Annotated in this window: 20 protein-coding genes; 19 read left to right on the top strand and 1 reads right to left on the bottom strand. The window is 59.4% G+C overall.

Annotation, left to right across the window (positions count from 1 at the left end; all coding sequences use genetic code 11):
* Positions 1-231 precede the first annotated feature (231 nt).
* The 9 genes from ACFO3S_RS10710 to ACFO3S_RS10670 all read left to right on the top strand — a co-directional run bounded on the left by ACFO3S_RS10710 (position 232) and on the right by ACFO3S_RS10670 (position 9,499).
* Positions 232-1,332: a sugar ABC transporter substrate-binding protein gene (locus tag ACFO3S_RS10710; RefSeq protein ID WP_378095235.1), complete on the top strand. Its 1,101-nt coding sequence runs from the start codon at positions 232-234 to the stop codon at positions 1,330-1,332.
* An 86-nt stretch (positions 1,333-1,418) separates the two neighbouring features.
* Positions 1,419-2,939: an ATP-binding cassette domain-containing protein gene (locus ACFO3S_RS10705; protein ID WP_378095233.1), complete on the top strand. Its 1,521-nt coding sequence runs from the start codon at positions 1,419-1,421 to the stop codon at positions 2,937-2,939.
* An 18-nt stretch (positions 2,940-2,957) separates the two neighbouring features.
* Complete coding sequence (locus ACFO3S_RS10700; protein ID WP_378095231.1) at positions 2,958-4,133, top strand: sugar ABC transporter permease; 1,176 nt, start codon at positions 2,958-2,960, stop codon at positions 4,131-4,133.
* Positions 4,134-4,328: 195 nt separating this feature from the next.
* The gene (locus tag ACFO3S_RS10695) at positions 4,329-4,700 is read left to right on the top strand and encodes a GntR family transcriptional regulator (protein ID WP_378095229.1); all 372 of its coding nucleotides are present in this window, start codon (positions 4,329-4,331) and stop codon (positions 4,698-4,700) included.
* Between the two features lie 57 nt (positions 4,701-4,757).
* Positions 4,758-5,531: a hypothetical protein gene (locus ACFO3S_RS10690; protein WP_378095227.1), complete on the top strand. Its 774-nt coding sequence runs from the start codon at positions 4,758-4,760 to the stop codon at positions 5,529-5,531.
* A gap of 26 nt (positions 5,532-5,557) precedes the next feature.
* Positions 5,558-6,868, top strand: a complete 1,311-nt coding sequence (locus ACFO3S_RS10685) for a hypothetical protein (protein ID WP_378095225.1) — start codon at positions 5,558-5,560, stop codon at positions 6,866-6,868.
* Positions 6,869-6,896: 28 nt separating this feature from the next.
* On the top strand, positions 6,897-7,601 hold the full coding sequence (locus ACFO3S_RS10680) for an ABC transporter ATP-binding protein (RefSeq protein ID WP_378095223.1): 705 nt from the start codon (positions 6,897-6,899) through the stop codon (positions 7,599-7,601).
* 189 nt (positions 7,602-7,790) lie between these two features.
* The gene (locus ACFO3S_RS10675; protein ID WP_378095421.1) at positions 7,791-8,897 is read left to right on the top strand and encodes a glycosyltransferase; all 1,107 of its coding nucleotides are present in this window, start codon (positions 7,791-7,793) and stop codon (positions 8,895-8,897) included.
* Complete coding sequence (locus tag ACFO3S_RS10670; RefSeq protein ID WP_378095221.1) at positions 8,894-9,499, top strand: glycerol-3-phosphate acyltransferase; 606 nt, start codon at positions 8,894-8,896, stop codon at positions 9,497-9,499. Before ACFO3S_RS10675 ends, ACFO3S_RS10670 begins: the two co-directional genes overlap by 4 nt.
* Before the next feature lie 31 nt (positions 9,500-9,530).
* Here ACFO3S_RS10670 and ACFO3S_RS10665 read toward each other — a convergent pair whose 3' ends face one another.
* On the bottom strand, positions 9,531-10,391 hold the full coding sequence (locus tag ACFO3S_RS10665) for a helix-turn-helix transcriptional regulator (protein ID WP_378095219.1): 861 nt from the start codon (positions 10,389-10,391) through the stop codon (positions 9,531-9,533).
* 154 nt (positions 10,392-10,545) lie between these two features.
* Here ACFO3S_RS10665 and ACFO3S_RS10660 point away from each other — a divergent pair, with 154 nt between their 5' ends.
* The 10 genes from ACFO3S_RS10660 (at position 10,546) to ACFO3S_RS10615 (ending at position 23,191) form a co-directional block, all read left to right on the top strand.
* On the top strand, positions 10,546-12,438 hold the full coding sequence (locus ACFO3S_RS10660; protein ID WP_378095217.1) for a beta-L-arabinofuranosidase domain-containing protein: 1,893 nt from the start codon (positions 10,546-10,548) through the stop codon (positions 12,436-12,438).
* A gap of 144 nt (positions 12,439-12,582) precedes the next feature.
* A complete protein-coding gene (locus ACFO3S_RS10655; RefSeq protein WP_378095215.1) occupies positions 12,583-13,431 on the top strand; it encodes a phosphotransferase family protein in 849 nt (282 codons plus the stop codon).
* Positions 13,428-14,669: a serine hydrolase domain-containing protein gene (locus tag ACFO3S_RS10650; protein ID WP_378095213.1), complete on the top strand. Its 1,242-nt coding sequence runs from the start codon at positions 13,428-13,430 to the stop codon at positions 14,667-14,669. The genes ACFO3S_RS10655 and ACFO3S_RS10650 overlap by 4 nt, the downstream gene beginning before the upstream one ends.
* 699 nt (positions 14,670-15,368) lie before the next feature.
* Positions 15,369-16,976 carry an ABC transporter substrate-binding protein gene (locus ACFO3S_RS10645; RefSeq protein ID WP_378095211.1) on the top strand — a complete coding sequence of 536 codons (1,608 nt, stop codon included), beginning with the start codon at positions 15,369-15,371 and terminating at the stop codon, positions 16,974-16,976.
* A gap of 298 nt (positions 16,977-17,274) precedes the next feature.
* Positions 17,275-18,225 (top strand): ABC transporter permease, encoded by a 951-nt coding sequence (locus ACFO3S_RS10640; RefSeq protein WP_378095209.1) that lies wholly within the window; start codon positions 17,275-17,277, stop codon positions 18,223-18,225.
* A 15-nt stretch (positions 18,226-18,240) separates the two neighbouring features.
* On the top strand, positions 18,241-19,134 hold the full coding sequence (locus ACFO3S_RS10635) for an ABC transporter permease (protein ID WP_378095207.1): 894 nt from the start codon (positions 18,241-18,243) through the stop codon (positions 19,132-19,134).
* A gap of 23 nt (positions 19,135-19,157) precedes the next feature.
* Complete coding sequence (locus tag ACFO3S_RS10630; protein ID WP_378095205.1) at positions 19,158-20,189, top strand: ABC transporter ATP-binding protein; 1,032 nt, start codon at positions 19,158-19,160, stop codon at positions 20,187-20,189.
* On the top strand, positions 20,167-21,153 hold the full coding sequence (locus ACFO3S_RS10625; RefSeq protein ID WP_378095203.1) for an ABC transporter ATP-binding protein: 987 nt from the start codon (positions 20,167-20,169) through the stop codon (positions 21,151-21,153). Before ACFO3S_RS10630 ends, ACFO3S_RS10625 begins: the two co-directional genes overlap by 23 nt.
* Positions 21,154-21,178: 25 nt before the next feature.
* The gene (locus ACFO3S_RS10620; protein WP_378095201.1) at positions 21,179-21,565 is read left to right on the top strand and encodes an OsmC family protein; all 387 of its coding nucleotides are present in this window, start codon (positions 21,179-21,181) and stop codon (positions 21,563-21,565) included.
* 252 nt (positions 21,566-21,817) lie between these two features.
* Positions 21,818-23,191: an RsmF rRNA methyltransferase first C-terminal domain-containing protein gene (locus ACFO3S_RS10615; protein WP_378095199.1), complete on the top strand. Its 1,374-nt coding sequence runs from the start codon at positions 21,818-21,820 to the stop codon at positions 23,189-23,191.
* Positions 23,192-23,241 lie beyond the last annotated feature (50 nt).

Genomic DNA, 23,241 nt, shown 5'->3' with positions numbered 1-23,241 from the left:
CCCCGCCCTCCCCCTCCCCCTCCCCCTCCCTGCAGCGCGGGCAGCGCCAAGGACTTTTTTAGCCTTAGCCCGCAGTCTCGGTTCCGCGACTAAGCTCATCCTACTCGCCACAAGCTTAAAAAAGTATAGACGGTCGCAAAAGAGTGCTATCGTATAGCGCTTTCATCCTCTCGTTCCGATGGTATAGTGTCGTTGTTGGCCAAGAAACCATTTTTTGAGAGGGGTACAAAAATGAAGAAAAACCTGAAATTCATCTCATTAGCGCTTGCCGTCATTTTGCTCGCCGTTATCGGCTCGGCCTGCAGCGGCAACGACAACAAGATCAGCGTAGGCATCGTCCTGCCGACCAAGGACGAGGAGAGATGGGTACAGGACGAGCAGCGGTTCAAGGATGCGCTCAAGGACACGGAGTACAAGACCGAAATTTTGTTCAGCCAGGGCTCTCCCGCCAAGGAGAAGGAAAACGTAGAAACGCTGATCAACAAAGGCATCAAAGTGCTGATCATCTGTCCGCCGGACGGAGACGCGGCCGCCGCTGCCGTGGAAGCGGCCAAGAAGGAAGGCATCCAGGTCATCTCGTACGACCGGCTGATCACGAATACGGACGCGGTCGACTATTACGTCACGTTCGACAGCGTTGCGGTGGGAGCGGCACAAGCCCAGTACCTCGTCGATCATGCCCAAGGCCCCGGCCAGCCTCTCTATCTGTACGCGGGCGCGGCCACCGACAACAACGCCTTTCTGTTCTTCGAGGGCGCCTGGAAGGTGCTGCAGCCGAAGATCGCCGACGGCACGTTCAAGATCGCCAATTCCAGCGAAGCTGAGGCGCTGAAGGTTTCGGCCGAGCTGACCCGCGACCAGATGAGCAAGATCATCGGCCAGGTGACGACGAACTGGGACGCCAACGAAGCCAAGAACAAAGCGCAGACGCACCTGACCGCCGCGGCTGCGGATATGAAGGGCGACGTCGTCATTCTCGCCCCGAACGACGGAACGTCCCGCTCGATCGCCGACGTGTTCGCGAGCGACTCCGCAGTGACGAGCTACGTCGTCACCGGCCAGGACGCGGACAAAGCTTCCGTGCAGTATATCATTGACGGCAAGCAGTCGATGACCGTATTCAAGGACGTGCGCACGCTCGTGAAGGACGCGATGGCGATGGCGGTCGCGATTCTCGAGGGCGAGACGCCGGAGACGACGGGCTCCTATCACAACGGCAGAATCGATGTGAAAGCGAAGCAGACCGACGTCATCGTCGTCGAGCAGTCGAACGTCAAGAAGGAACTTATCGATTCGGCTTATTATCAGGCGGGGGATTTTACCGGACTGTAACAGCGACATAGACAGCCCGGAATAGCGGCGGATCGTCTGCCGCTATTCCGCAATGAATCGACGGCTTGGCGAAGGAGCGCATGAGGATGAACGACTACTTGTTGGAGATGAACGGGATTTCGAAGGAGTTTACGGGCGTGAAGGCGTTGGCCGACGTCAACTTTAAGGTGGAGCGCGGGGAGATCCACTGCCTGATCGGGGAGAACGGGGCGGGGAAATCCACGCTCATGAAAGTGCTGAGCGGCGTCTATCCGCACGGCACGTATAAGGGCGACATCGTGTTCGACGGCCGCGTGCAGCAATTTCATCGGATCAGCGACAGCGTCAAGGCGGGCATCGCCATTATTTATCAAGAGCTCGCCCTGTTTCCGGACCTGACCGTATACGAGAACATCTACGCAGGCCACGAGGTGGCCCGCCGCGGCATTGTCGACTGGAATCGCACGATCGTCCAGGCCAAGCAAATGCTGCAGAAGGTGAAGCTGAATCTGAGCCCCGAGACGCGGATTAGAGATTTGGGCGTCGGCAAGCAGCAGCTTGTAGAGATCGCCAAGGCGCTTAGCAAGGAGGTCCAGCTGCTCATTCTGGACGAACCGACGGCGGCTTTGAACGAGAACGACAGCGAGAATTTGCTCTCGCTGCTGCGCGAGCTGAAGAGCCAGGGCATGACCTGCATCATGATCTCCCACAAGCTGAAGGAAGTGATCTCCATCGCCGACAAGGCGACGGTGCTGCGCGACGGCAGATCGATCTGCACGCTGGATGCTTCCAAGGGAGAGCTCTCGGAGAACGTCATTATCAAAAATATGGTTGGAAGAGAGATTGACGACATCTACCCGAAGCGGACGAAGCGGAAGCTCGGGGATCCCGTTCTGGAGGTGCGCAACTGGTCGGCCTACGACGCGCAGCTTGGCAGGCAGGTGGTGAAGGACGTCAACCTTTACGTGAGACAAGGGGAGATTGTCGGCATCGCCGGGTTAATGGGTTCGGGAAGAACGGAGCTCGCCCGGAGTCTGTTCGGCAACCCGAAAGCCTACAGACTAAGCGGCGAATTGCGGGTCGACGGGACCCGGGCCGAGCTGAGGCATCCGAGCGACGCGATTCGCACGGGCATCGCCTACGTGACCGAGGACCGGAAGGGAGACGGGCTATTTCTCATCCAGGACATTCGCAGCAATATCAGCGCCGCCAATCTGCGGGACATCGCCTCGCATGGCGTCATTAACGATAACGAGGAGATTCGCGTCGCCAATCGCTACAAGCAGTCGCTTAACGTGAAAGCGCCTTCCGTAGAGCAGATCGTCGGCAATCTGAGCGGCGGCAATCAGCAGAAGGTGAGCTTGGGGAAATGGCTGTTCGTGGCGCCCAAGCTGCTGATCCTCGACGAGCCGACCCGCGGCATCGACGTCGGCGCCAAATACGAAATCTATACGATCATGAACAAGCTGATCGCGGAAGGCATGAGCATTATGATGATCTCGTCCGAGCTCGGGGAGGTGCTCGGGATGAGCGACCGGATCTACGTCATGGCCGAGGGGCGGATGACGGGGGAGCTGCCGATCGAGGCGGCCGACCAGGAGAAGATTATGCACCTCGCGACGCAATAGGCAATAGGAGGATCACCTATGAATCTGTTCAACGAAACGAAGTCGCTGGTTAAGGTGAACATTCGCGAGTACGGCATGTACATCGCCTTATTCGTAATTATGCTCGTCTTTACGATCATGACCGACGGCCTGTTCATCTCCTCGCGCAACATCAGCAATCTGCTGGACGCGACGGGATATATCGCCGTATTGGCCGTCGGCATGACGCTCGTCATCGTCATTCGCCATATCGATCTGTCCGTCGGCTTCGCGGCCGGTTTTCTGGGCGCGATCGCGGCCATTCTGCTTACCCAGGCCGGCGTTCCCGTCCTGCTGACGATTCCGATCATCCTCGCGCTCGGCGTCGTCGTCGGATTGTTCAACGGAGTGCTCGTCGCTTCGATCGGCATTCCTTCGTTCGTGGCTTCGCTTGCGGGCATGCTGATTTTCCGTGGAGCTCTTCTCCGGGTGACGGAGAAGACGGGAACGATCAACATCAAGAACGAGCACTTCAACGCCATCGGCAACGGCTTCATTCCCGAGCTGGCCAAGGTCGGAGGGCTGAATCTGCTCTCTCTGCTATTGGGGGCGGCGTTTATCGCGCTCTATATTGCAAGCGAAATCTCGAAGCGCAGAAACAAGCTCAAGTACGAGCTCGAGGTCGTATCCAGGCAGATGTTCGTCTTGAAGCTGGCGTTCGTATCGGCGATTATCGCCTATATTACGTGGATTATCGCCGGCTATAACGGCTTTTCCTGGACGGTGATCATCATGCTGATCGTGGTCGTCGTGTACCACTTCCTGACGACCAAGACGGTGCTCGGCCGAAATATATACGCCGTAGGCAGCAACCCCGAAGCCGCTCATCTGAGCGGAATCAACGTCAAAAAAATCACCTATATCGTCTTCGGCTCCATGGGACTGCTCTCGGCGCTTTCCGGCATTCTGTACACGTCCCGGCTGCAGTCGGCGACGACGACGGCCGGCACGCTGTTCGAGCTGGACGCCATTGCCGCCGCGTACGTCGGAGGGGTGTCCGCCGCAGGCGGCGTCGGCAAGGTCACCGGTTCGATCATCGGGGCGATCGTCATGGCCTCCTTGTCCAGCGGGATGAACCTGCTCGGAGTCGGCATCTCCTACCAGTATATGATTCGGGGAGGCGTCCTGGCGGCCGCGGTCATCTTCGACGTGATGACCCGGAAGAAGAGGAGCTGACCGCCTGCCGGAGAGGGCGAGACCGATCGCTGCACCGAGGAGCCGTGTCTGCTGCACGGCTCTTTGGGCGCGTCGCCGGGGACTTGACTAGCTGACGGACCAACCGGAGAGGCGGCTGTAAGCGGGGAGTGTCTTGACACGTTCACTGTACTAGTGAAATAATACAATTGACCTTTAAGGCAGGTGAGAACGGGCGTGCTGAATTTCTATGAGCTTAAGCTGAATAACAAGGACCCCGTTTACCTGCAGGCTGTACTGTACGTGAAGCGGCAAATTCTGCTGCGCAGGGCGGTGTCCGGCGACAAGCTGCCCTCGAGAAGAGAGGTGGCCGCACAGCTCAGCATTAATCCGAATACGGTACAGAAGGCGTTCAAGCTGATGGAGGACGAGGGGTTCGTTCGCACAAGCAGCACGCTTGGCAGCGTCGTTTACGTCGACGACGCGATTTTTCGCCGAATCGAAGAGGAGCTGACCCGCGAGCTAGTGCGCTCGTTCGTCGAGTCGGCCAAAGAAATTCACTTGTCGTTCAAGACGGTAGTCGAGCTCATTAGCGAAAACTGGGAGTAGTTTTTTTTTCACTTCATTGTACTACCGGAATAATACAATCAAGGGGCTGTCCGAGCGATGCGAGGGTTCTATCGTCTGTTAAATTTCGAATTTGCCAAATGGCTTGCCTTTATCGCGTCGGTATGCGCCGCTGCGGTCGTCGCGCCGCTGCTTCTCCTGCAGCGGCAATTGGAGCGCTACAGCGAATATTCGGTGACCGAACGCTACGAGGATCTGTACGTTTCCTCCGGCGGCATTGTTCTGTTTCTGATCTTGTTTGCGCTCGTTTGCGCCTTTTTTCTGATCACGGTGTACGCGGATTATTGGGGCAGCAAGAGCGTCTATACGTATTTGACGCTGCCGGTGCGCAGAGAGGCGCTGTATTTCAGCAAGGTTCTCGTCTTTGCGACTTGTCTGCTCCTGCTGTTGACGGCACAACTGGTCGCCATCCGGCTCGGCTACAGTCTGTACGCGGGCAAGGTCGCCAGCTATGGAAACGGACAGTTCGTCATGAACAACGGGTATTTTCTGGCGATGATTCGCTCGGAATTTTTCCGTCTGCTGCTTCCGCTGAGCTTCAGCCGGATGCTGTCGACGCTGGCGCTGCTTCTCGCCGTCTCGACCGGGCTCTATTATTTGGCGCTTTGCGAGCGCAGCCGGAAATACTCGGGACTAGCGTTCATTGTCGCGGCCGTCTGGCTCGGAATCCGGGCGCTCGGGTATCGTCTGAACGAACTGAACCCCTACAGCGAGCCAACGGGATTGTACATGAGCAATGCGCTGTTGCTTGCGCTGAGCGGCTTTTTTGTCTGGCATAGCTTGCGTCTCATACGCAGAGGGGCAATCGCGTAACGCAGGAGGGAAGGGAGCAACCGGGAATGGAGATCATCAAACGGCATGCCGCACTGCCCGCGCTGGCTGCGGCGATCGCGATCCTGATCGCATTGGGGACGGCAGCTTACGGGGCAAAAGACAACGGGACATTCGAAATTCGGGATTTGAGCGGCAGCCGCGAAGCGATCCGGAACGTGACGATTCGCGGCGAGTTGAGGGACGGAGCTCATCTTTCGTCGTTCCGCGTGGCGGATGGACGAATCGAAGCCGATACGAAGCTGCTCGAGCAGCCGCAATGGGCCGATGTTTACCGCTATGTGCCGGGCCGGTCGAAGCGGTTTGGGGACATGGAGTTCAGCGTAGCCGATACGAGCACGCTGCATACGATTACGTCGAGGCGGATGACGAACAAGGGCTATACGATTCCGGAGGGGATGGCCGAGGTCACGCCTCCCTCCCAGCGCCGCAAGCCGGAAGGCCAAGACGAGGGAACGAAGCTGGCGAATCCGCCGGAGTACGGCTTGGCCGTCATCGGGGGCAGCGTCTATTACACCGTTCCGGTATCGACGCAGTTCGTCGGATCGAGCGCCATCTACGAGCTTACATTTTATCCTTGGAGTTTCCGGCCGATGGATCCGGAGGATTACGTCTCCCGCGCCATCGTCGACATCCCGCTTGACGCCAATGAGCGGGAAACCGGGGAGAATCCGGGAATCGAAGTTCTCGGGCTGGAGGCGGTGGGCGATCGGCTCGCTTTAATCTCCGCCGAGGACGGCGCCCTCCGCGTCAGGAGCTACGACGGCAAAAGCGGGGAGCTGTTAGGGGAAGCCGCCGTTCCGGATTTCTATCTGCCCGCGAGGGCCGACGATTCCCGGCCGGCCGACGCCGTTTCTTATTACGAGGGCTATGAGGCTTATCCCGATCATGATCGGCTGACGTTAACGTTGAATTTTCGCCGAGGGTCTTCGACTGCGGAGCGAACGGATATGACGGCGTTCAGCTTCGATTTCGCCGGCGGAGTCGAGCTTGCCGGACGTTCGGAGCTTTCGTTCGCCGACGGAGAAGAGGATACCTACAACGGCGTTTCGCACTTGAGCTACCGGGACGGCAAGCTGTATGCGCTCAGATCGTTTCGGAGCGCGGAGACGGAGGAGCCCCGGGTTCTGTACGAGATCGCGCGGTCGAAGAGCCTGTACCTGTATGTCTATGACGGCGCGCAGCTGATCTATAAGGGCGAGATTGTAACCGACTTGAACGAGGACAACATCCGGGTCTACAATCTGTCTCCGGCGCAGGGAAGCTTCGGCTACTCGCAGCTGGAATACAGATTTTTTACGAATATCGCCGTCGAATAAAGCTTGGGAATGCCGGGGAGGTATGGCCGTGATCGAGTTAAAATATGTGGATAAGCGCTATCCGACGAGCAACGCCCTGCTGTACGTGAACGAACTAAACATTCCGAAAGGCGAGGTTGTCGGCATTCTGGGCGAGAACGGAAGCGGCAAGACGACGCTGCTTAAGGCGATCATGGGCATCGGCGAGCTGCAGAACGGCGAAATCACGATCGAGGGCAGACCCGTCATCGAGCAATACGAACGAATGGCGTTCGTCACCGAGGAGGGAAGCTTCCTGCCGAACAAGACTCCGGCGGAGTACGCGGCGTTTTTGGCCGCATTTTATCCGAGGTTCGATCGGGCGTATTTCGCGGAGCTGCTGGAGCGTTACGAGCTGCCCGCCCGTCGCGGCATCCGAACGTTCTCCAAAGGGCAGAAGATGAAGCTTGAGATGAGCGCGGGCCTGGCCAAGCGGCCGGATTATTTGCTGCTGGATGAGCCGTTCACAGGAAAGGACGTCTTCGCAAGGCGCGAGTCGCTGAAGCTCGTCATGTCCGGTCTGAGAGGGGACGAGACGGTTCTGATCGCCACTCATCTGATCGACGAGATCGAGAACGTGATCGACCGCGCCATCGTTCTGCATAAAGGCTTGATCCGGGCCGACGTTCGCATCGACGAGCTGAGGGAGGCAGGAACCAGCTTGACGGACGCCATGCAGGAGGTTCGAAGCTCAAATCCGCGCTACCGCGTTTAAACGCCGATCAGACAGGAAAACGGCCGCCAATGTCGAATAAGGGTCATTTGACCAGAGACATGGAAGCTGTCCCGCCGATCATCCTCCCGGCGATAGTCTGCGCGCCGGTCTCGTTGTCCTCGAATCCATGTCTACGCTTATCATTTCTTCTCATATAAATGAAGAGACGAAGGAGGCGGAAGGATGGACATGTGGAGCTGGGTCTGCATCGGGATCATCGTATCGGTCGGGTGCCTGTCCGGCTTTTTGCTTTTCCGGCGCAATCTGCTGCCCGTCTCCGGCGGGCCCGGCGCGGGGGCCGCGAAGGTATCGGTCATTATTCCGGCCAGGAACGAGGAGCGCAACTTGCCGTACCTGCTCGAGTCCTTGAAGGCGCAGACCTCGCAGCCGTACGAAACGATCGTCGTGGACGACGGGTCGCAGGATCGGACGAGAGAGATCGCCGAGAGCTACGGCGTTACCGTCGTGGCCGGAAGCGCGCTTCCGGAAGGATGGACGGGTAAGAACTGGGCGGTATGGACCGGCTATTTGCGCGCCTCGGGGGACGTCTTCCTCTTCCTGGACGCCGACGTCCGGCTGGCGCCGGACGCGCTGGCCTCCCTGCTGAGCGCAAGGGAGCGATCCGGCGGCGTCGTGTCGGTCGTGCCGTACCACCGGACGGAGAAGCTGCACGAAAGATTGGCGCTTGTCTTTAATGTGCTGGGAGCGTTCGCCTTTACTTCGCCGTTCGAGAGAAATCATCCGGGGAAGGGGCTTTACGGCTCCTGCATCGTAGCGGCCAGAGAGGATTACGAGAAAATCAACGGCCATCGGAGCGTCAAATCCGAAGTGCTGGACGATCTGTTCCTCGGCTCCAAGTTTCGGGAGGCCGGCGTTCCGATCGCCAATTATCTCGGCGGCGGCACGGTTTCGTTCCGCATGTACCCGCAAGGAATTCGCAGCGAGATCGAAGGGTTCAGCAAGGGCGCCATTCTCAGCACGTCCACGCTGAACCGGTGGACGATCGTCTGCGCGGCATTGTGGATGGCGGGCCTTCTCGCGTCGGAGAGCGCGCTTGCCCTGCTCTGGACGTCATGGGCGCTGCCTCTGGCGATCGGCTATGCGGCGTATACGATTCAATTGCTCTACATGATGAGATATGTCGGCAGCTTCGGCCTTCTCGTTCCGCTTTTGCATCCGCTGGCTTCTCTGTTTTTTCTATTCGTTATGGCGCATGCGCTCTATCAGGTGGCCGTGCTTGGGCGCGTCAGATGGAAGGGCAGAGACGTCCGGGTCGGGAGCGGGAGGAGAACATGATGCTGCTCCTGTGGACGGCAGCGGCTTTTTTGTCCGGCTCGCTCATGTTTTCCTATTGGCTGGGGCTGGCGGCAAACAAAAAAATAAGCGAGGTCGGCGACGGCAATCCGGGCGCTCTGAACCTGTGGAAGGCGGCGGGCTTCCGGCTCGGCCTGGCGGGCATCGTCCTGGATTTTCTGAAGGGCTATTTGCCGCTGCTGTGGCTGTCCGGAGCGGACTTCGCCCAAGGCATTCGCCTGGTTCCGCTCGCGCTTGCCCCGATCGCGGGACATGCGTTTTCGCCGTTTCTGAAAGGACGCGGAGGCAAGGCGATCGCGGTGACGTTCGGGGTGTGGAGCGCGGTGACGGAATTCAAGGCGGCGATCGCCTATGCCGTCATTCTGGCGATTCTGAAGGGAGGCGCCCGGCTGGCCCGCGGCGACCGGACGAAGAGCGCCGAGTCGGACGGTCTGCAGGTTCTCGCCGGCACGCTGCTGCTGGCCGCGTACCTGCTGGCGGCTCAGCGGGAGGCCGAACTGCTGTTCGTATGGCTCGGCAGCTTCGCGATTATGGCATACAAGCACCGCAGGGAGCTGGCGGCTTGGCTCGGCAAGCGCCGATAGACGCGGGGGTCGGGCGTCGGAGAGCGGAGCGTTACGGCTGCCGGAACCGCTTGCGGAACGCCCCGGGAGTCGAGCCGGCCAATCGGCTGAAGCAGCGCACGAAGTGCGGGAACGAACCGAATCCGGCCCGTTCGGCGATCCGTCCGACGGCTTCGTTCGTATCGATCAGCAGACGTTTGGCTTGCTCCACCCGGTATCGGGTTAAATAATCGAGCGGCGTGCACCCGTAGACCCGCTTCATGCAGAGAGATATATAGTTGGCGTGAAAATGCAGTTCGTCCGACATCCTTTTATAGGTGAACGCATCCCGGTAGTTGCGGCGCAGGAAGGCGGCCGCTTCCTCGGCGACCGCCCAATACGTGCCGCCGGCCGGCAGCTTCGTCTCCTCCTGAAGCTGCAGAAGCAGCTCTTGAAAGAGAAGCTGCTGCCTCCAATAGGAAGATACGGACGTCTCGTCCCGAAGAGCGAGCAAGCGGCGCAGGAGCGAGTAGGCGGCATCGGGCGATTGCAGCCTGCCGGTCTGAGGCAAATAATGCGCGAATGGAAGCAGGGTCGGATAGTCGGTGCTCTCCTGCCGGGGCTGGCTCGGGGAATTCGCGGAATCCGTTTCGCTCCAGCTGCCGACCGTCTGGAAGTGAATCCAGTAGAAATGGGTTTCTTCCCGGCAAGGCTCCGTCGTCCGATGGGCCCGGTCCGGGCGAAGCAAGCCGAAGCACCCGGCTGGCACGGGAACGGACAGGGATTCCTCGGCCATGTGCAGGCACCCGCTCGTCACCAGCAGCAGATCGAACACGCCGATGCCGGAACGGTCGGCGTGACGGCCTCCGGCAGGATACGTATCTTCGCCGCACGTGATGAAATGCGGCAAGGGCGGGGAAATAAACTGCAGCATTCGGAACGCCTCCATTCGCAGCTCTGCATCCATTATATCAAGTTGAGGTTGCGATCGGACAAAAAGTGTGTGAGTTAGGTTATCGTGGATACGGCCCCAGCGTGCTATATTCGGGAGGAGATAGCCATTTTCCGAATAAGCGAGGTCGTTGATAATGGGCAAAAGATATGCGGCGTTCGAGGCGCTTCCTCTTGGCGCGATCAAGCCGGAGCAGTGGCTGCGGGATCAGCTGCGAATACAGGCGGACGGCCTGACGGGCCATCTGGAGGAGCATTGGGCGGACGTCGGACCGGACAACGGTTGGCTCGGCGGCAAGGGCGAGAGCTGGGAGCGCGGACCGTACTACTTGGACGGCCTTCTTCCTCTCGCCTATTTGCTGGAAGACGAGAGGCTGATCGCCAAGGCCAACCGCTGGATCGAATGGGCGCTCGCCAGCCAGCGCGAGGACGGCTCGTTCGGTCCGGATCGCATCGAGACGGTGAACGGGGACGTCGATAAAGAGCAGGACTGGTGGCACTACATGATCATGCTGAAGGTCATGACGCAGTACGAGGAGGCGACGGGGGACGAACGGGTCGTTCCGTTCCTGTCCTCTTACTTCCGGTACGTTCGCGGCCGGATCGCGAAGCAGCCGCTGCGCGGCTGGGCGCAAGCGCGCGGGATGGAAATGCTGCTGTCGATCCATTGGCTCTACCGGAAAACCGGGGAAGAGGGACTGAAGGAGCTGGCCGGCATTGTGGCGGAACAGACGACGGACTGGACTGGCGTGTTTCGAGACTTTCCGTTCTGGCGCAAGGTCGAGCAGTGGGACTGGAAGACGCATGTCGTCAACGTCGCAATGGGCATGAAGGCGCCAGGCGTTCTGTACGAGCTGACCGGCGATTCTCGGGAGCGGGAGGCGGTGCACCGCGGCATCGACAGCTTGATGACGCATCACGGTCAGGCGCACGGGATGTTCTCAGGAGACGAGTGGCTGTCCGGCACGCATCCCAGCCAAGGGGTCGAGCTGTGCGCCGTCGTGGAATATATGTTCTCCATGGAGCAGCTGACAAGAGCGTTCGGAGAAGGCCGATTCGGAGACATTCTCGAGAAGGTGGCCTTTAACGCACTGCCGGCCGCCATCTCCCGCGACTGGACGTCCCACCAGTACGACCAGCAGGTGAACCAGATCGTCTGCAACGTGGCGCCCCGCGATTGGAGCAACGGCGACGAGGCGAATCTGTTCGGCCTCGAGCCGAATTTCGGCTGCTGCACGGCGAACATGCACCAGGGCTGGCCGAAGCTGGTCGCTCATCTCTGGATGCGGGACGGAGAGGGCGGTCTGGCGGCGGTGTCGTATGCGCCATGCACGGTAACCGCGCAAGTCGGAGCGGGCGGTTCGGCAGCCGAAGCGATCGTGAAGGTCCGCGGCAATTACCCGTTCCGCGAGTCGGTGGACATCGAGCTGGCGCTCGAACGGCCGGCCGAATTCGCGATCTCGCTGCGTATTCCCGAATGGTGCGAGCGGCCAGCTGCAGAGGTGAACGGGGAAGAGACGGCGCTGACGATAGAGAAAGGCTACGCCAAGCTTCGCCGCGAATGGTCGAACGGCGATCGGCTGACGCTTCATCTGCCGATGCGCGTAAAGACCGTTACCCGCAATTTGCTCGCTGTCAGCGTAGAACGCGGGCCGCTCGTCTACGCCCTGCCGATTCGGGAGAACTGGCAGCTGCTGCAGCGGAGAGAGAAGTTCCACGATTGGGAGGTGTATCCCGGCTCTCCGTGGAAATACGGCCTGCTCGCGGACAGCGAGTACGAAGCCGAATTGTCCGATGTCGCTTGCCAGCCCTTCGACGCGAGCCATCCTCCCGTTCGTTTGAAGGCGAAGGGACGGCTGGTGCGCGATTGGAAAATGGAGGGCAACAACGCCGGCACTCCGCCCATGCATCCGAGGGCGGACGGCCAGCCGATCGAGGATCTTGAGCTCGTTCCGTACGGCGGCGCGAAGCTTCGGATCGCGGAGTTTCCGACGATCGGCCATCCGCTTGAGGCCAGAAACCATCTGTAAGGAAATCCTCCTCCCTGACGCTTCTATGCGTTCGGAAGGAGGATTTTTCACCGTATCGACGCTTTGCGGCGGGTCGGGTCCAAGTTACAATAAGAGTAGACGTTGGGAAATCGAGCGATCGATGGAGAGGAAGATGAGCGGATCTTGAGCATTCCGATATCGGACATCCGTTGGACGGACGGGACCGAGGCTTTGGACAAGCTGCTCGGAGAGGCCGGCGCCTTGACTGTGCATCGCATGAACCAGGGCTTTGAAGCCGAAGTGGCGAGAATCGATTCAAGGGAAGGCCGCTTCGTGCTGAAAATATGGAGCGAAGGCTCCCGGCCGGACGTCGGCTGCCAGTATCGGCTGTTGACGGCATTGGGGGAGCGGGGAATCGCGGTGCCGAAGGCGCTTGGCTGGGGGATGACTCCTGATGGACATCAGGCGCTGCTGACCGCGTACGGAGGAGAGGGCGTAGCGAAAGCCAACGCCGCTACGATGACGAGGCTGGCGTTTCTGTTGGCCGATATTCACCGCATTCCTATCGAGGCGATCGGGAACGTGGAGCTGCCGAGGCGGGAGCTGGTCGGTTACTTTTTTCCCGGAATCGAAGCGCACCCCGATCTGGGCGAAGCTCTGCATCGGCTTCTCGCGTGCGTCTCGGGCGTTCCTGAACGAATCATTCACGGCGATTACCACCTGCAGAACATTGTCGAACAGAATGGCGAGCTTACGATTATCGACTGGACGAACGGGCAAGCCGGGGATTACAGATACGATTTCGCATGGTCCCTCGTACTGCTTCGCCTCTACTCGTCGGAACGGCTGGCTGCGGCGTTTCGGACCGCCTATCTCAAGGAAAATCCGATCCCGGAAAAGGACCTCCGTCTTTTCGAGGGAATCGCCTTCCTGAGGTGGATGCTGTTGTACAGGTCCGGCGCCGTTCCGCTGCTGCCGGCGACACTGGCAAGAGCGAGGAAAATCGCGGCTAAGGAGCAGATGAGGTTATGACATTCGATTCACAAAATAAGCCGATTTCTCCGGATCCGGCCGGCATGGACGCAGCCAAGCTGGACGTCGCGAAGGAAAGGCTGAATCGGCGCATTCGCGAAGGAAAACTGGCGGGTGCGGCATTCCTCGTGTCGCGGGGAGACCGGACCGCGCTTTGCTCGGTGCAAGGTTATGCCGACGTGGAGAGAGGTTTGCGGCTCCGCGAGGATTCGATCTTCCGGCTCGCATCGATGACCAAGCCGATTGTCGCCGCGTCCGCCATGACGCTGGTCGAACTAGGGAAAATTCGGCTGGAGGATCCGATCGGGAAGTACATTCCCGAATTCGAAAGGGACTCTTTCGTCGCGATCCCGAATGCTCGAACGGAAGTCGCTCCTTACGAGCCCGATCCCGACGCTCCGACCGGCTCGATCCCGGAGGACGTTCCGTCCTATACGCTGACGCCGGCGATCCGCCCGATCACAATTCGCGATCTGCTGACCCATAGCTGCGGCTTAGGGCAAGGCCCGGTCGGTTTTCAAGAGCTGAGGATGCCCGAACCGGGAGCGACGCTGTCCGCCCATATTCCGGCATGGGCGAGCGTGCCTCTCGATTTTCAACCGGGCTCCCGAACGGGGTACAGTCCGATCGCCGCGTTCGATCTTTTGGGAAGGGTCATAGAGGTCGCTTCGGGACTGCCGTTAAATCTTTATTTGGAGAGGGCGTTGTTCGAGCCACTTGGCATGCGGGATACGACGTTCACGCCCTCGGCGGAGCAGCGGACACGGATCGTCGTCTTGTACGAGAGCGCGGAGGGGGGACTGCGGAGATCGAGAGACCAGAGCCCCTTAACTCATCCTACTTATTATTCCGGAGCCGGAGGGTTGTTCGGAACGTTGGAGGACTATTGCCGATTCGCCCGAATGTTGGCCGGCGAAGGGAAATTCGAAGGAAAGCGGATCTTGAGCGCGAAGACGGTGCGGGAGATGGCGTCGCCGCAGCTTCCGGACGGCATAGAGGGATTTCCCGGCTGGCAGACGTGGGGACTCGGCATGCGCGTCGTCACTGAAGGAGATAGCGCGGAGACGCCGCTGACGACAGGGAGCTACGGATGGAGCGGCGCATGGGGGACGCACTTCTGGATCGATCCGGGCAGGGACCTCTTCGCCGTGCTGATGATCAATCTCGCGAACGCGGGAGGCTCCGAGGCGGAAACCGCCCGCGAATTCGAAAGCGCCGTGATGGGAGCGGTCTTGTGAGCAGGAGTTTTGACGCAATGTTGTCCGGTTAAGCCATTGTCGCATGCTAATCGACGGCGCACCATCCTGCCGGCAACGTCTAACGGTTGCAGTAGCGCTTAATCGATCGTTTTCTCGAAAAACGAAAAGCTAACGGTTGCCTTGGCGATTATTCGTATGCGATCGACGGCACGCATCCTGCCGGCAACGTCTAACGGTTGCAGTAGCGCTTAATCGATCGTTTTCTCGAAAAACGAAAAGCTAACGGTTGCCACCGCGCTTATTTCGGGGTTATCGAGCGGAACGGAGCGTTTTCGGCTGAAATAGCCGCTGCTGCAACCGTTACAATTTCTATATTGCGAAAATGGCACGATTAGCGGCGCTGGCAACCGTTACGTTAGCGGGGTGGCGCAGGTTGGTGGATTGGCGTAGGGTGGCGCAGGTTGGTGGATTGCCGTAGGGTGGCGCGGGTTGGCGGATTGGCGTAGATGGCATAGGTTGGGCTTGGGTTGGCGGATTGGCGTGGATAGCATCCGAATCACCTCCGTTCATGCGCGTGATCCCGCCGATCCTAAGGACGGCGTAAGCCGTGTATGCTCAGAGATTGGAAGTTGACAACAGAATTTAAATCTATTAATATTCCATTATATCAACTCGGAATAGTATGTTTTTTGGAACATTCCGAAAATTCAGCATTTCGACCAGGGGGAAGAAGCAGAAATGAAACTCAACAAGATAAGCTTGCTGGCATTGGTCTTATTGTTAACGACGGTGCTGGCCGCATGCAGCAAAGACGACTCGAACGGAGGCCAGAACGCTTCCCAGAGCCCGTCCGGCAGCGCCAGCCCGGCTCAGGAGCAGGGCTCCAAGGAATATAAGAACGAACTGAACATCGCCCTGACGGCGCAGCCTCCGACATTGGATTCCGCGATGACGGTATCGGCCGTCGCCTTGGATACGGCGGGCTATATTTTCGAGCAGCTGTACACGCTGAACGCGAACTACGAGCCGATGCCGCAGCTGGCGGAATCGGTGGAGATCGGCGAGGACGGCTTGACGTATACGTTTAAATTGCGCCAAGGCGTGAAGTTCCATAACGGCAAAGAGATGACCTCCGAAGACGTCGTCGCCTCGATGAACCGTTGGCTGGCGATGTCGTCCCGCGCCAAAGTGCTGCTGACGAACGCGAAGTTCGAGGCGATCGACGCGTATACGGTCAAATTGACGATCGAGAAGCCGGCTTCCGACGTGCTCATTCTGATCGCTTCCCAAGCGCAATTCCCTTCGATCATGCCGAAGGAGATGGTGGAGTCCGCTCCACCGGAGGGCATTACGGAGTATGTCGGCACAGGTCCTTACAAGTTCAAGGAATGGAAGCAGGATCAGTATATTCACCTGGTTAAGAACGAGGATTACCAAGGCATCGAAGCGGAGCCGAGCGGCTACTACGGACGCAAGGAGGCGCCTACGGAAAACTTGTATTTCCACTTCGTGACGGACCATGCGACTCGTATCGCGGGCGTCAAGACCGGCAAATACGACGTGGCCGACAGCCTTCCGATCGAGAGCTATGACGAGCTGGCCGCAGACAAGAACGTGGACGTGCATTCGTTCCCGGCCGGGGCGCTGACCGCGTTCCTGAATACGTCCGAAGGCTTGTTCGCCAACCAGACGATCCGCCAGGCGGTCATCGCGGCGCTCAACAACGACGAAATCCTGCTGGCAAGCTTCGCCAAGCCGGAGCTGTATTCGCTCGCCCCGGGCTATCTGAGCAGCAGTCAGGTGCAATGGGCGACAGACGCCGGCAAGGAATTCTATAACCAGGCCGACCAGGAGAAAGCGAAGAAGCTTCTCGCGGAAGCCGGATATAACGGTGAAGAAATTACGCTGCTGACGACGAAGGATTACGCCGAGATGTACACGGCTACGCTGGTCATTCAAGAGCAGCTTCGCCAGATCGGCATGAACGTCAAAGTCGACAACTTCGATTTCCCGACGTTCCTGGAGACGAAGAACGATCGCAGCAAATGGGATCTGTTCGTCGCGAGCACGGGTTATCAACCGACTCCTCCGCAATTGCTCGCAGTTACCCCGGACTGGGCCGGTCTGAACAACGACACCGTGAAGCAAGCGCTGGTCGACATCCGCGGCGCGGCGACTCCGGAAGCGGCCAAGGCGGAATGGGAGAAGCTGCAGCAATTCCTGTACGAATTCGGCTCGTCCACGGTAATCGGTCACTATAACATCATCGTGGCGACGTCGAAGGACTTGGAAGGCTTCGAGCTGTTCAAAACTCCGCTCGTGTGGAACGCGAAAGCCGCGAAATAAGATAGTCTTTCCCGTTCGAGGAGGGTGTGACAAGTTACTTCGTAACTTAGCCGACACCCTCCTTCTATTGACCATTCAGAAAGTATAAAATTCGCTATCTTTATCTGAATCGTCTCCGACAAAAACGCGTTCTCCGTCCTAAGGGCGCCGAAGGCGTTTTTGCTTGATGAATCGGGAACGATCGAATACGATTAGAGAATCCGGATCATTTTCGACAAAAACGCGATTCGCCGTTCCAGGAACCCTCGATGGCGTTTTTGCTTGATGATTTCGATATTTCAACGAACGAGGGGATTTCATGCTGGCATACGTTGCGAAAAGGCTCCTGTCTCTGATTCCCGTATTGTTCGTCGTCACGGTCGCGATCTTCCTGATCATCCACCTGACGCCGGGCGACCCGGCGGCCGCGATGCTGGGCATCGAAGCTTCGGAGGAGGACATTCGGGCGCTGAACGAGGAGCTTGGGTTGAATCGCCCCGTGCACGAGCAGTACATTCATTGGGTTTCCGGCGTGCTGAGAGGCGATCTGGGCGATTCCATTTTCATGCGCCAATCCGTCGGACAAGCGATCGTCGAGCATATCGGGCCTACGCTGTCCTTGGCGGTCCTCGGCCAGGCGATCGCGCTCGTTCTGGCCATCCCGTTCGGCATGATCGCCGCGTACAAGAGAGGCACGGCCGTCGATTACTCCCTGATGGGGATATCGCTGCTGGGACTCGCGATCCCGAGCTTCCTGCTCGGATTGTTCCTGATGCTCGGCGTCGGAGTGCGGCTGCAGTGGCTGCCGGTAGCGGGTTACGAGCCTCTGAGCGAAGGGTTGTGGGAGCATTTGCAATATTTGATCCTTCCCGCACTGTCCCTCGGAGCGATTCAGGCGGCGCTCATTGCGAGAATGACCCGCTCGTCCATGCTGGAAACTTTGAATCTGAATTATATTAAGACGGCTCGTTCCAAAGGACTCCGGGAGATGACCGTGCTGACGAAGCACGCCTTCCGCAACGCGTTTCTGCCGATTCTGACCGTCATCGGCCAGACGTTCGGCACGCTGGTGACGGGAGCGGTCGTCGTGGAGTCGATCTTTAATATTCCCGGACTGGGCCAGCTCATCCTGAATTCGGTCGTGCGCAGGGACTTCGCCGTGATCCAGGGAGTCGTGCTAATCGTCACGCTGATCTACGTGGGCATCAATCTGATCGTCGACCTGCTGTACGGCGCGGTCGATCCCCGCGTTCGTCTGGACCGCAAATAGGGAGGAGAAGGCATCATGGCGAAAGAAAACATCGTCGCGATGAGCAGACGGCTGAAAAAAGAGCAGCGCGCCCTGCGCTTCCGCCGGTTCGGAAGCAGCTACGGCTTGGTGATCGGCGCCGCATTGTTCGCGCTGTTCGTCTTGATCGCGGCCGTCGGGCCGTATCTCATGCCGTACGATCCGTACGCGATGAAGGTGACCGAGCGTCTGCTGCCGCCAAGCGGCGAGCATCTGCTCGGGACCGACGAATTCGGCCGGGATCTGATGACGAGAGTCGTGTACGGCGCGAGAGTATCGATCGGCGTAGGCTTGATCGTGGCCCTGCTGTCTTCGCTGCTGGGTCTCGTGATCGGCCTTTACGCCAGCTATTACAAAACGCTGGATCACATTTTAATGCGCATTTGCGACGGCTTGATCGCCATCCCCGGCGTACTGCTCGCCATCGCGCTGATGGCGGCGCTGGGAGCGTCCGCGGTTAACGTCATTATCGCCTTGACGATCGTGTTTACGCCCAATATCGCCAGGGTCGTCCGCTCGTCGGCGCTTGTCGTCCGCGAGCAAACCTATATTGAAGCGATGCATGCACAAGGGGCGAGCGATTCCCGCATTCTCTGGAAGCATATCGCCGTCAACACGCTGTCGCCGCTGCTCGTGCAGGCGACGTTCGTCTTCGCGGAGGCGATTATTTCCGAGGCGGCGCTCAGCTTTCTGGGAGCGGGCATTCCGGCCCCGGAGGCCAGCTGGGGCAACATTCTCCACGCCGGCAAGCTGGTGATCTACAAGGCGTGGTGGATGGTCGTGTTCCCCGGCGTATTCCTTATTTTGTCCGTTCTCGGCCTGAATCTGCTGGGGGACGGCTTGCGGGATTTTCTGGACCCGCGCGTAAAGCATAAGCAGAAGAAATCATGACATCGACAGGAGGGAGTTGCGACATGAACGAACAGGCGCCTCTGTTGGAAGTCAGAAACTTGAAGACGCATTTTCATACGGAGAGAGGAAAAGTGACGGCCGTCGGCGGGGTCAGCTTTTCCATAGACCGCGGGGAAATCATCGGCATCGTAGGCGAATCGGGCTGCGGCAAAAGCGTCATGTCCCAGTCCATCCTGAGACTTCTCGAGCACACCGATTCCGTCGAGTACGAGGGAGAGGTCCGGTTCGAGGGCGAAAATTTGCTGAACCTGCCGCTGTCCAAGCTGCGGGCCGTCCGGGGCAACGACATCTCGATGATTTTTCAGGACCCGCTCACCTCGCTTAACCCGGTGTATACGATCGGCAATCAGATCGAGGAGGCGCTCCGTCTCCACCGCAAGCTGTCCAAGAAAGAAGCGCGCAGGAAGGCGATCGAGATTTTGGGCCTGACCGGCATTCCTTCCCCGGAAACCCGCGTGGACGATTATCCGCATCAATTGTCCGGCGGCATGCAGCAGCGGGCGATGATCGCCATGGCGCTGGCCTGCGAGCCGAAGCTGCTGATCGCCGACGAGCCGACGACGGCGCTGGACGTGACGATCCAGGCGCAAATTCTGGAGCTGATCACGGAGCTGAACCGGACGCTCGGCATGGCCGTATTGTTCATTACGCACGATCTCGGAGTCGTATCGGAAGTCTGCACCGGGGTCAAAGTCATGTATTTGGGGCGGATCGTCGAGGAGACAACGACGGAGCGTCTGTTCCGCTCTCCGCTGCATCCGTATACGCAAGGGCTGCTCAAGTCGATTCCGAAGCTGGAAGGGGACCGCCGCGAGAAGCTGCACGTCATCGAAGGGACGGTTCCTTCGTTGTCCGACATTCCGCGAGGCTGCGGCTTTTCGACCCGGTGCCCTTACGCCGACGAGAAGTGCCGGAACGAGGACCCGGACATGGTTCAGGCGGACGAACGGCACCGGGTCAAATGCTGGCACTACGAGAAGATCAGAAGTTTGGAAGAGAGGAGGAGCGGAGATGGCGAAGCGGCCGGCGGCTGAACCGATTTTGGAAGTAAACGGTCTGGCGAAGAAGTTTCCGGTCTACGGCTCGTTCGGAAAGCTGCTCGGACCTAAGGCTTATGTGAACGCGGTCAGGGAAGCGTCCTTTCGCCTCTACGATGGGGAGACGTACGGCCTCGTCGGCGAGTCGGGCTCGGGCAAGAGCACGACAGGGCGCGCGATTCTCGGCCTGACGCCCGCCAGCTCGGGGGAGGTGCTCTACCGGGGGCAAGACCTCGTCAAGCTGTCGAAGCGGGAGCTGCGCAAGTTCCGCAACGACATTCAGTTCGTCTTCCAGGACCCGCTCTCTTCCTTGAATCCGCGGAAGCGAATCGGGGACATTCTCGAAGAGCCGCTTATCATTCACAAGATCGGCAACCGGCAGCAGCGCCAGGAGCAGGTGTTCCGGATTCTTGAAGTCGTCGGCCTGCAGCCGGAGCATTATTTTCGCTATCCGCACGAATTTTCCGGGGGGCAGCGGCAGCGGATCGGACTGGCCCGCGCGCTGATCGTGAATCCGAAAATCATGATCTGCGACGAGCCGGTCTCCGCATTGGACGTGTCCATTCAGTCGCAAATTTTGAACATGCTGCGCGAGCTGCAGACGGAGCTGGGCTTGACGATGCTGTTCATCACGCACGACATCAGCGTCGTCCGCTACATTTCGGACCGCATCGGCATCATGTACCTGGGGACGATCGTCGAAGAGGCGCCGACGGACGATCTGTTTCAGGCTCCCCAGCATCCTTACACGAAGGCGCTGCTGTCGGCCGTGCCCGATTATACCCGCAGCCGGCTGAAGGAGCGGATCATTCTGAAGGGCGAGATTCCTTCTCCGCTGTCCCCGCCGCAAGGCTGCGTCTTCCGCACGCGCTGTCCGCTGGCGACGGACAAGTGCCGGGCCGAGCCGCCAGCCGTTCGGGAAACGCGGGCGGGCCACCGGGTGGCGTGCCATTACGTCTAATCACTTCCCAAGGAGAGATACAGCGATGACAACGGTGAAAATTACGCAAGGCCAGAACGTAATCTATAACGGAGCCGGATTGCAGGTGATCGGAAGCACGGGGCCGAACCGCAGCGGGCTCAATCCGAAGGAGCTGCTGGAAGCCGCGCTCGGGCTGTGCGTCTCGATCTCGATGCAGAAAAAGCTCGCCCGCGACGAAATCGACTACGACGCTTCGGAGATCGAGATCGAGGTGGCGGCGAGCAAGGCGAAGGACGTAACGGACCGGTTCACGGACTTCAAGGTGACGATCAAGCTGCCCGCCTCGCTGGACGAGGCCTACAAGCGGGAGCTGATCGAGGCCGCCGAAGAGGTATGCACGATCGGCAACACGATCCGAAACGGGGCGCAGATCGAGACGCGGGAGGTTTAAGCCCGAGCACGCTCCATTGCCGCAGCGCGGGAACCGAAAGCCCGTGCCTGCGGCGATTCGCCCCGACAGCCTCGCTTTCCTTCCGCACCGACCTCTCTCCCGGCTCTGCTGCCTCCTTTTCACCCAAACCGCCAAGCTCATCACGTAAAAACACCTCCTTTCGAGTCGTTCCGCGATTTCAGGTTCCTTGTTGTGACGATCGGCCGAGTTATAGTAAGATTAATCCCAAAATAGACGATCGAGGGTACCGCCATGCAGCTGCCGCAGCTTTTTTTGGATAAAATGAAAGACCTTCTCCGCGAACAATACGCGGCGTTCGTCGCCAGTTACGAGGAAGAGAAAGCCCGGGGGCTGAGGGTGAATCCGTTAAAGGCGCCCGTTCGGGATTTTCTTCGGATCGCGCCTTTCGAATTGACCGAGGTGCCGTGGGTCTCCGAGGGATTCTACTACGGCAAGGAGGATCGGCCGGGCAAGCACCCCTATCACGAGGCCGGGCTGATCTATATCCAGGAGCCCAGCGCGATGGCCGTCGGAGCGCTCGTCGATCCTCGGCCGGGAGAGACGGTGCTCGATTTGTGCGCCGCGCCGGGAGGGAAGACGACGCATTTGGCCGGCCGAATGAACGGGGAGGGGCTGCTCGTCGCCAACGAGCCTCACCCCGCCCGGGCCAAGATCCTGTCCCAGAACGTCGAGCGTCTGGGCGTCCGCAACGCGGTCGTGACGAACGAGATGCCGGACAAGCTCGCCGCCAGGTTCCCGGCATTCTTCGACCGAATTCTGGTCGACGCTCCCTGCTCGGGCGAAGGCATGTTCCGCAAAGATCCCGACGCCTGCGCGGAATGGAGCCCCGAACACGTGACGATGTGCGCGGACCGGCAGCTCGACATTCTGGAGAGCGCCGCGAAGATGCTGAAGCCCGGCGGCCGGCTCGTCTATTCGACGTGTACGTTTTCGCCGGAGGAGAACGAAGGAACGATCAGCAGATTTGCGGAGCGGCACCCGGAGTTTGCGATCGAGGACGCTCAGGCTTACGAAGGGTTCGACCGCGGCCGGGCGGATTGGACCGCGGACGCCGCTCCCGGCATCGGCGAGACGCTGCGGCTGTGGCCGCACCGCATTCGCGGGGAGGGACACTACGCCGCCGTGCTGAGGAAGGCGGACGGCGAGGAGCTGCCTGTCAGAAGGAAGCATGCGAAAGGGTTCAACGATCTCAAGGCTCTGAAGGACTATTTCTCGTTCGCGGATGAGGCGCTGACGGTTACGCCTGCGGGAGAATTCACCTTGTTCGGGGATCAGTTGTACCTGCTGCCTTCCGGGATGCTTTCGCTCGACCAGCTGAAGGTTGTCCGCCCGGGATGGCACCTGGGCACGCTCAAGAAAAACCGCTTCGAGCCTTCGCATGCGCTGGCTCTGTCGCTTAAGGGGGACGAGGTCCGCAACCGCTTGAGCCTGCCCGCCGAGTCGCCGCAAATGCTAGCCTACCTCAAGGGCGAAGCGCTGGAGGCCGAGGGGCCGAAGGGCTGGCGCCTCGTCGAGGTCGACGGCTATTCGATCGGTTGGGGCAAGGTGGCGGACGGCACGCTCAAAAACCATTTTCCGAAGGGGCTTCGCTGGACCGGGAGGTAAGCGGACGCCTTTTTTCTTTTAGTGATTCAGAAAATATAAAATCCGCTATA

Origin of the sequence: Cohnella hongkongensis (assembly GCF_042654645.1) — a bacterium.
Taxonomy (GTDB): domain Bacteria; phylum Bacillota; class Bacilli; order Paenibacillales; family Paenibacillaceae; genus Cohnella; species Cohnella hongkongensis.
The sequence above is the reverse complement of the archived record's forward strand: the minus strand, read 5'-3'. Positions and strand labels throughout refer to the sequence as shown.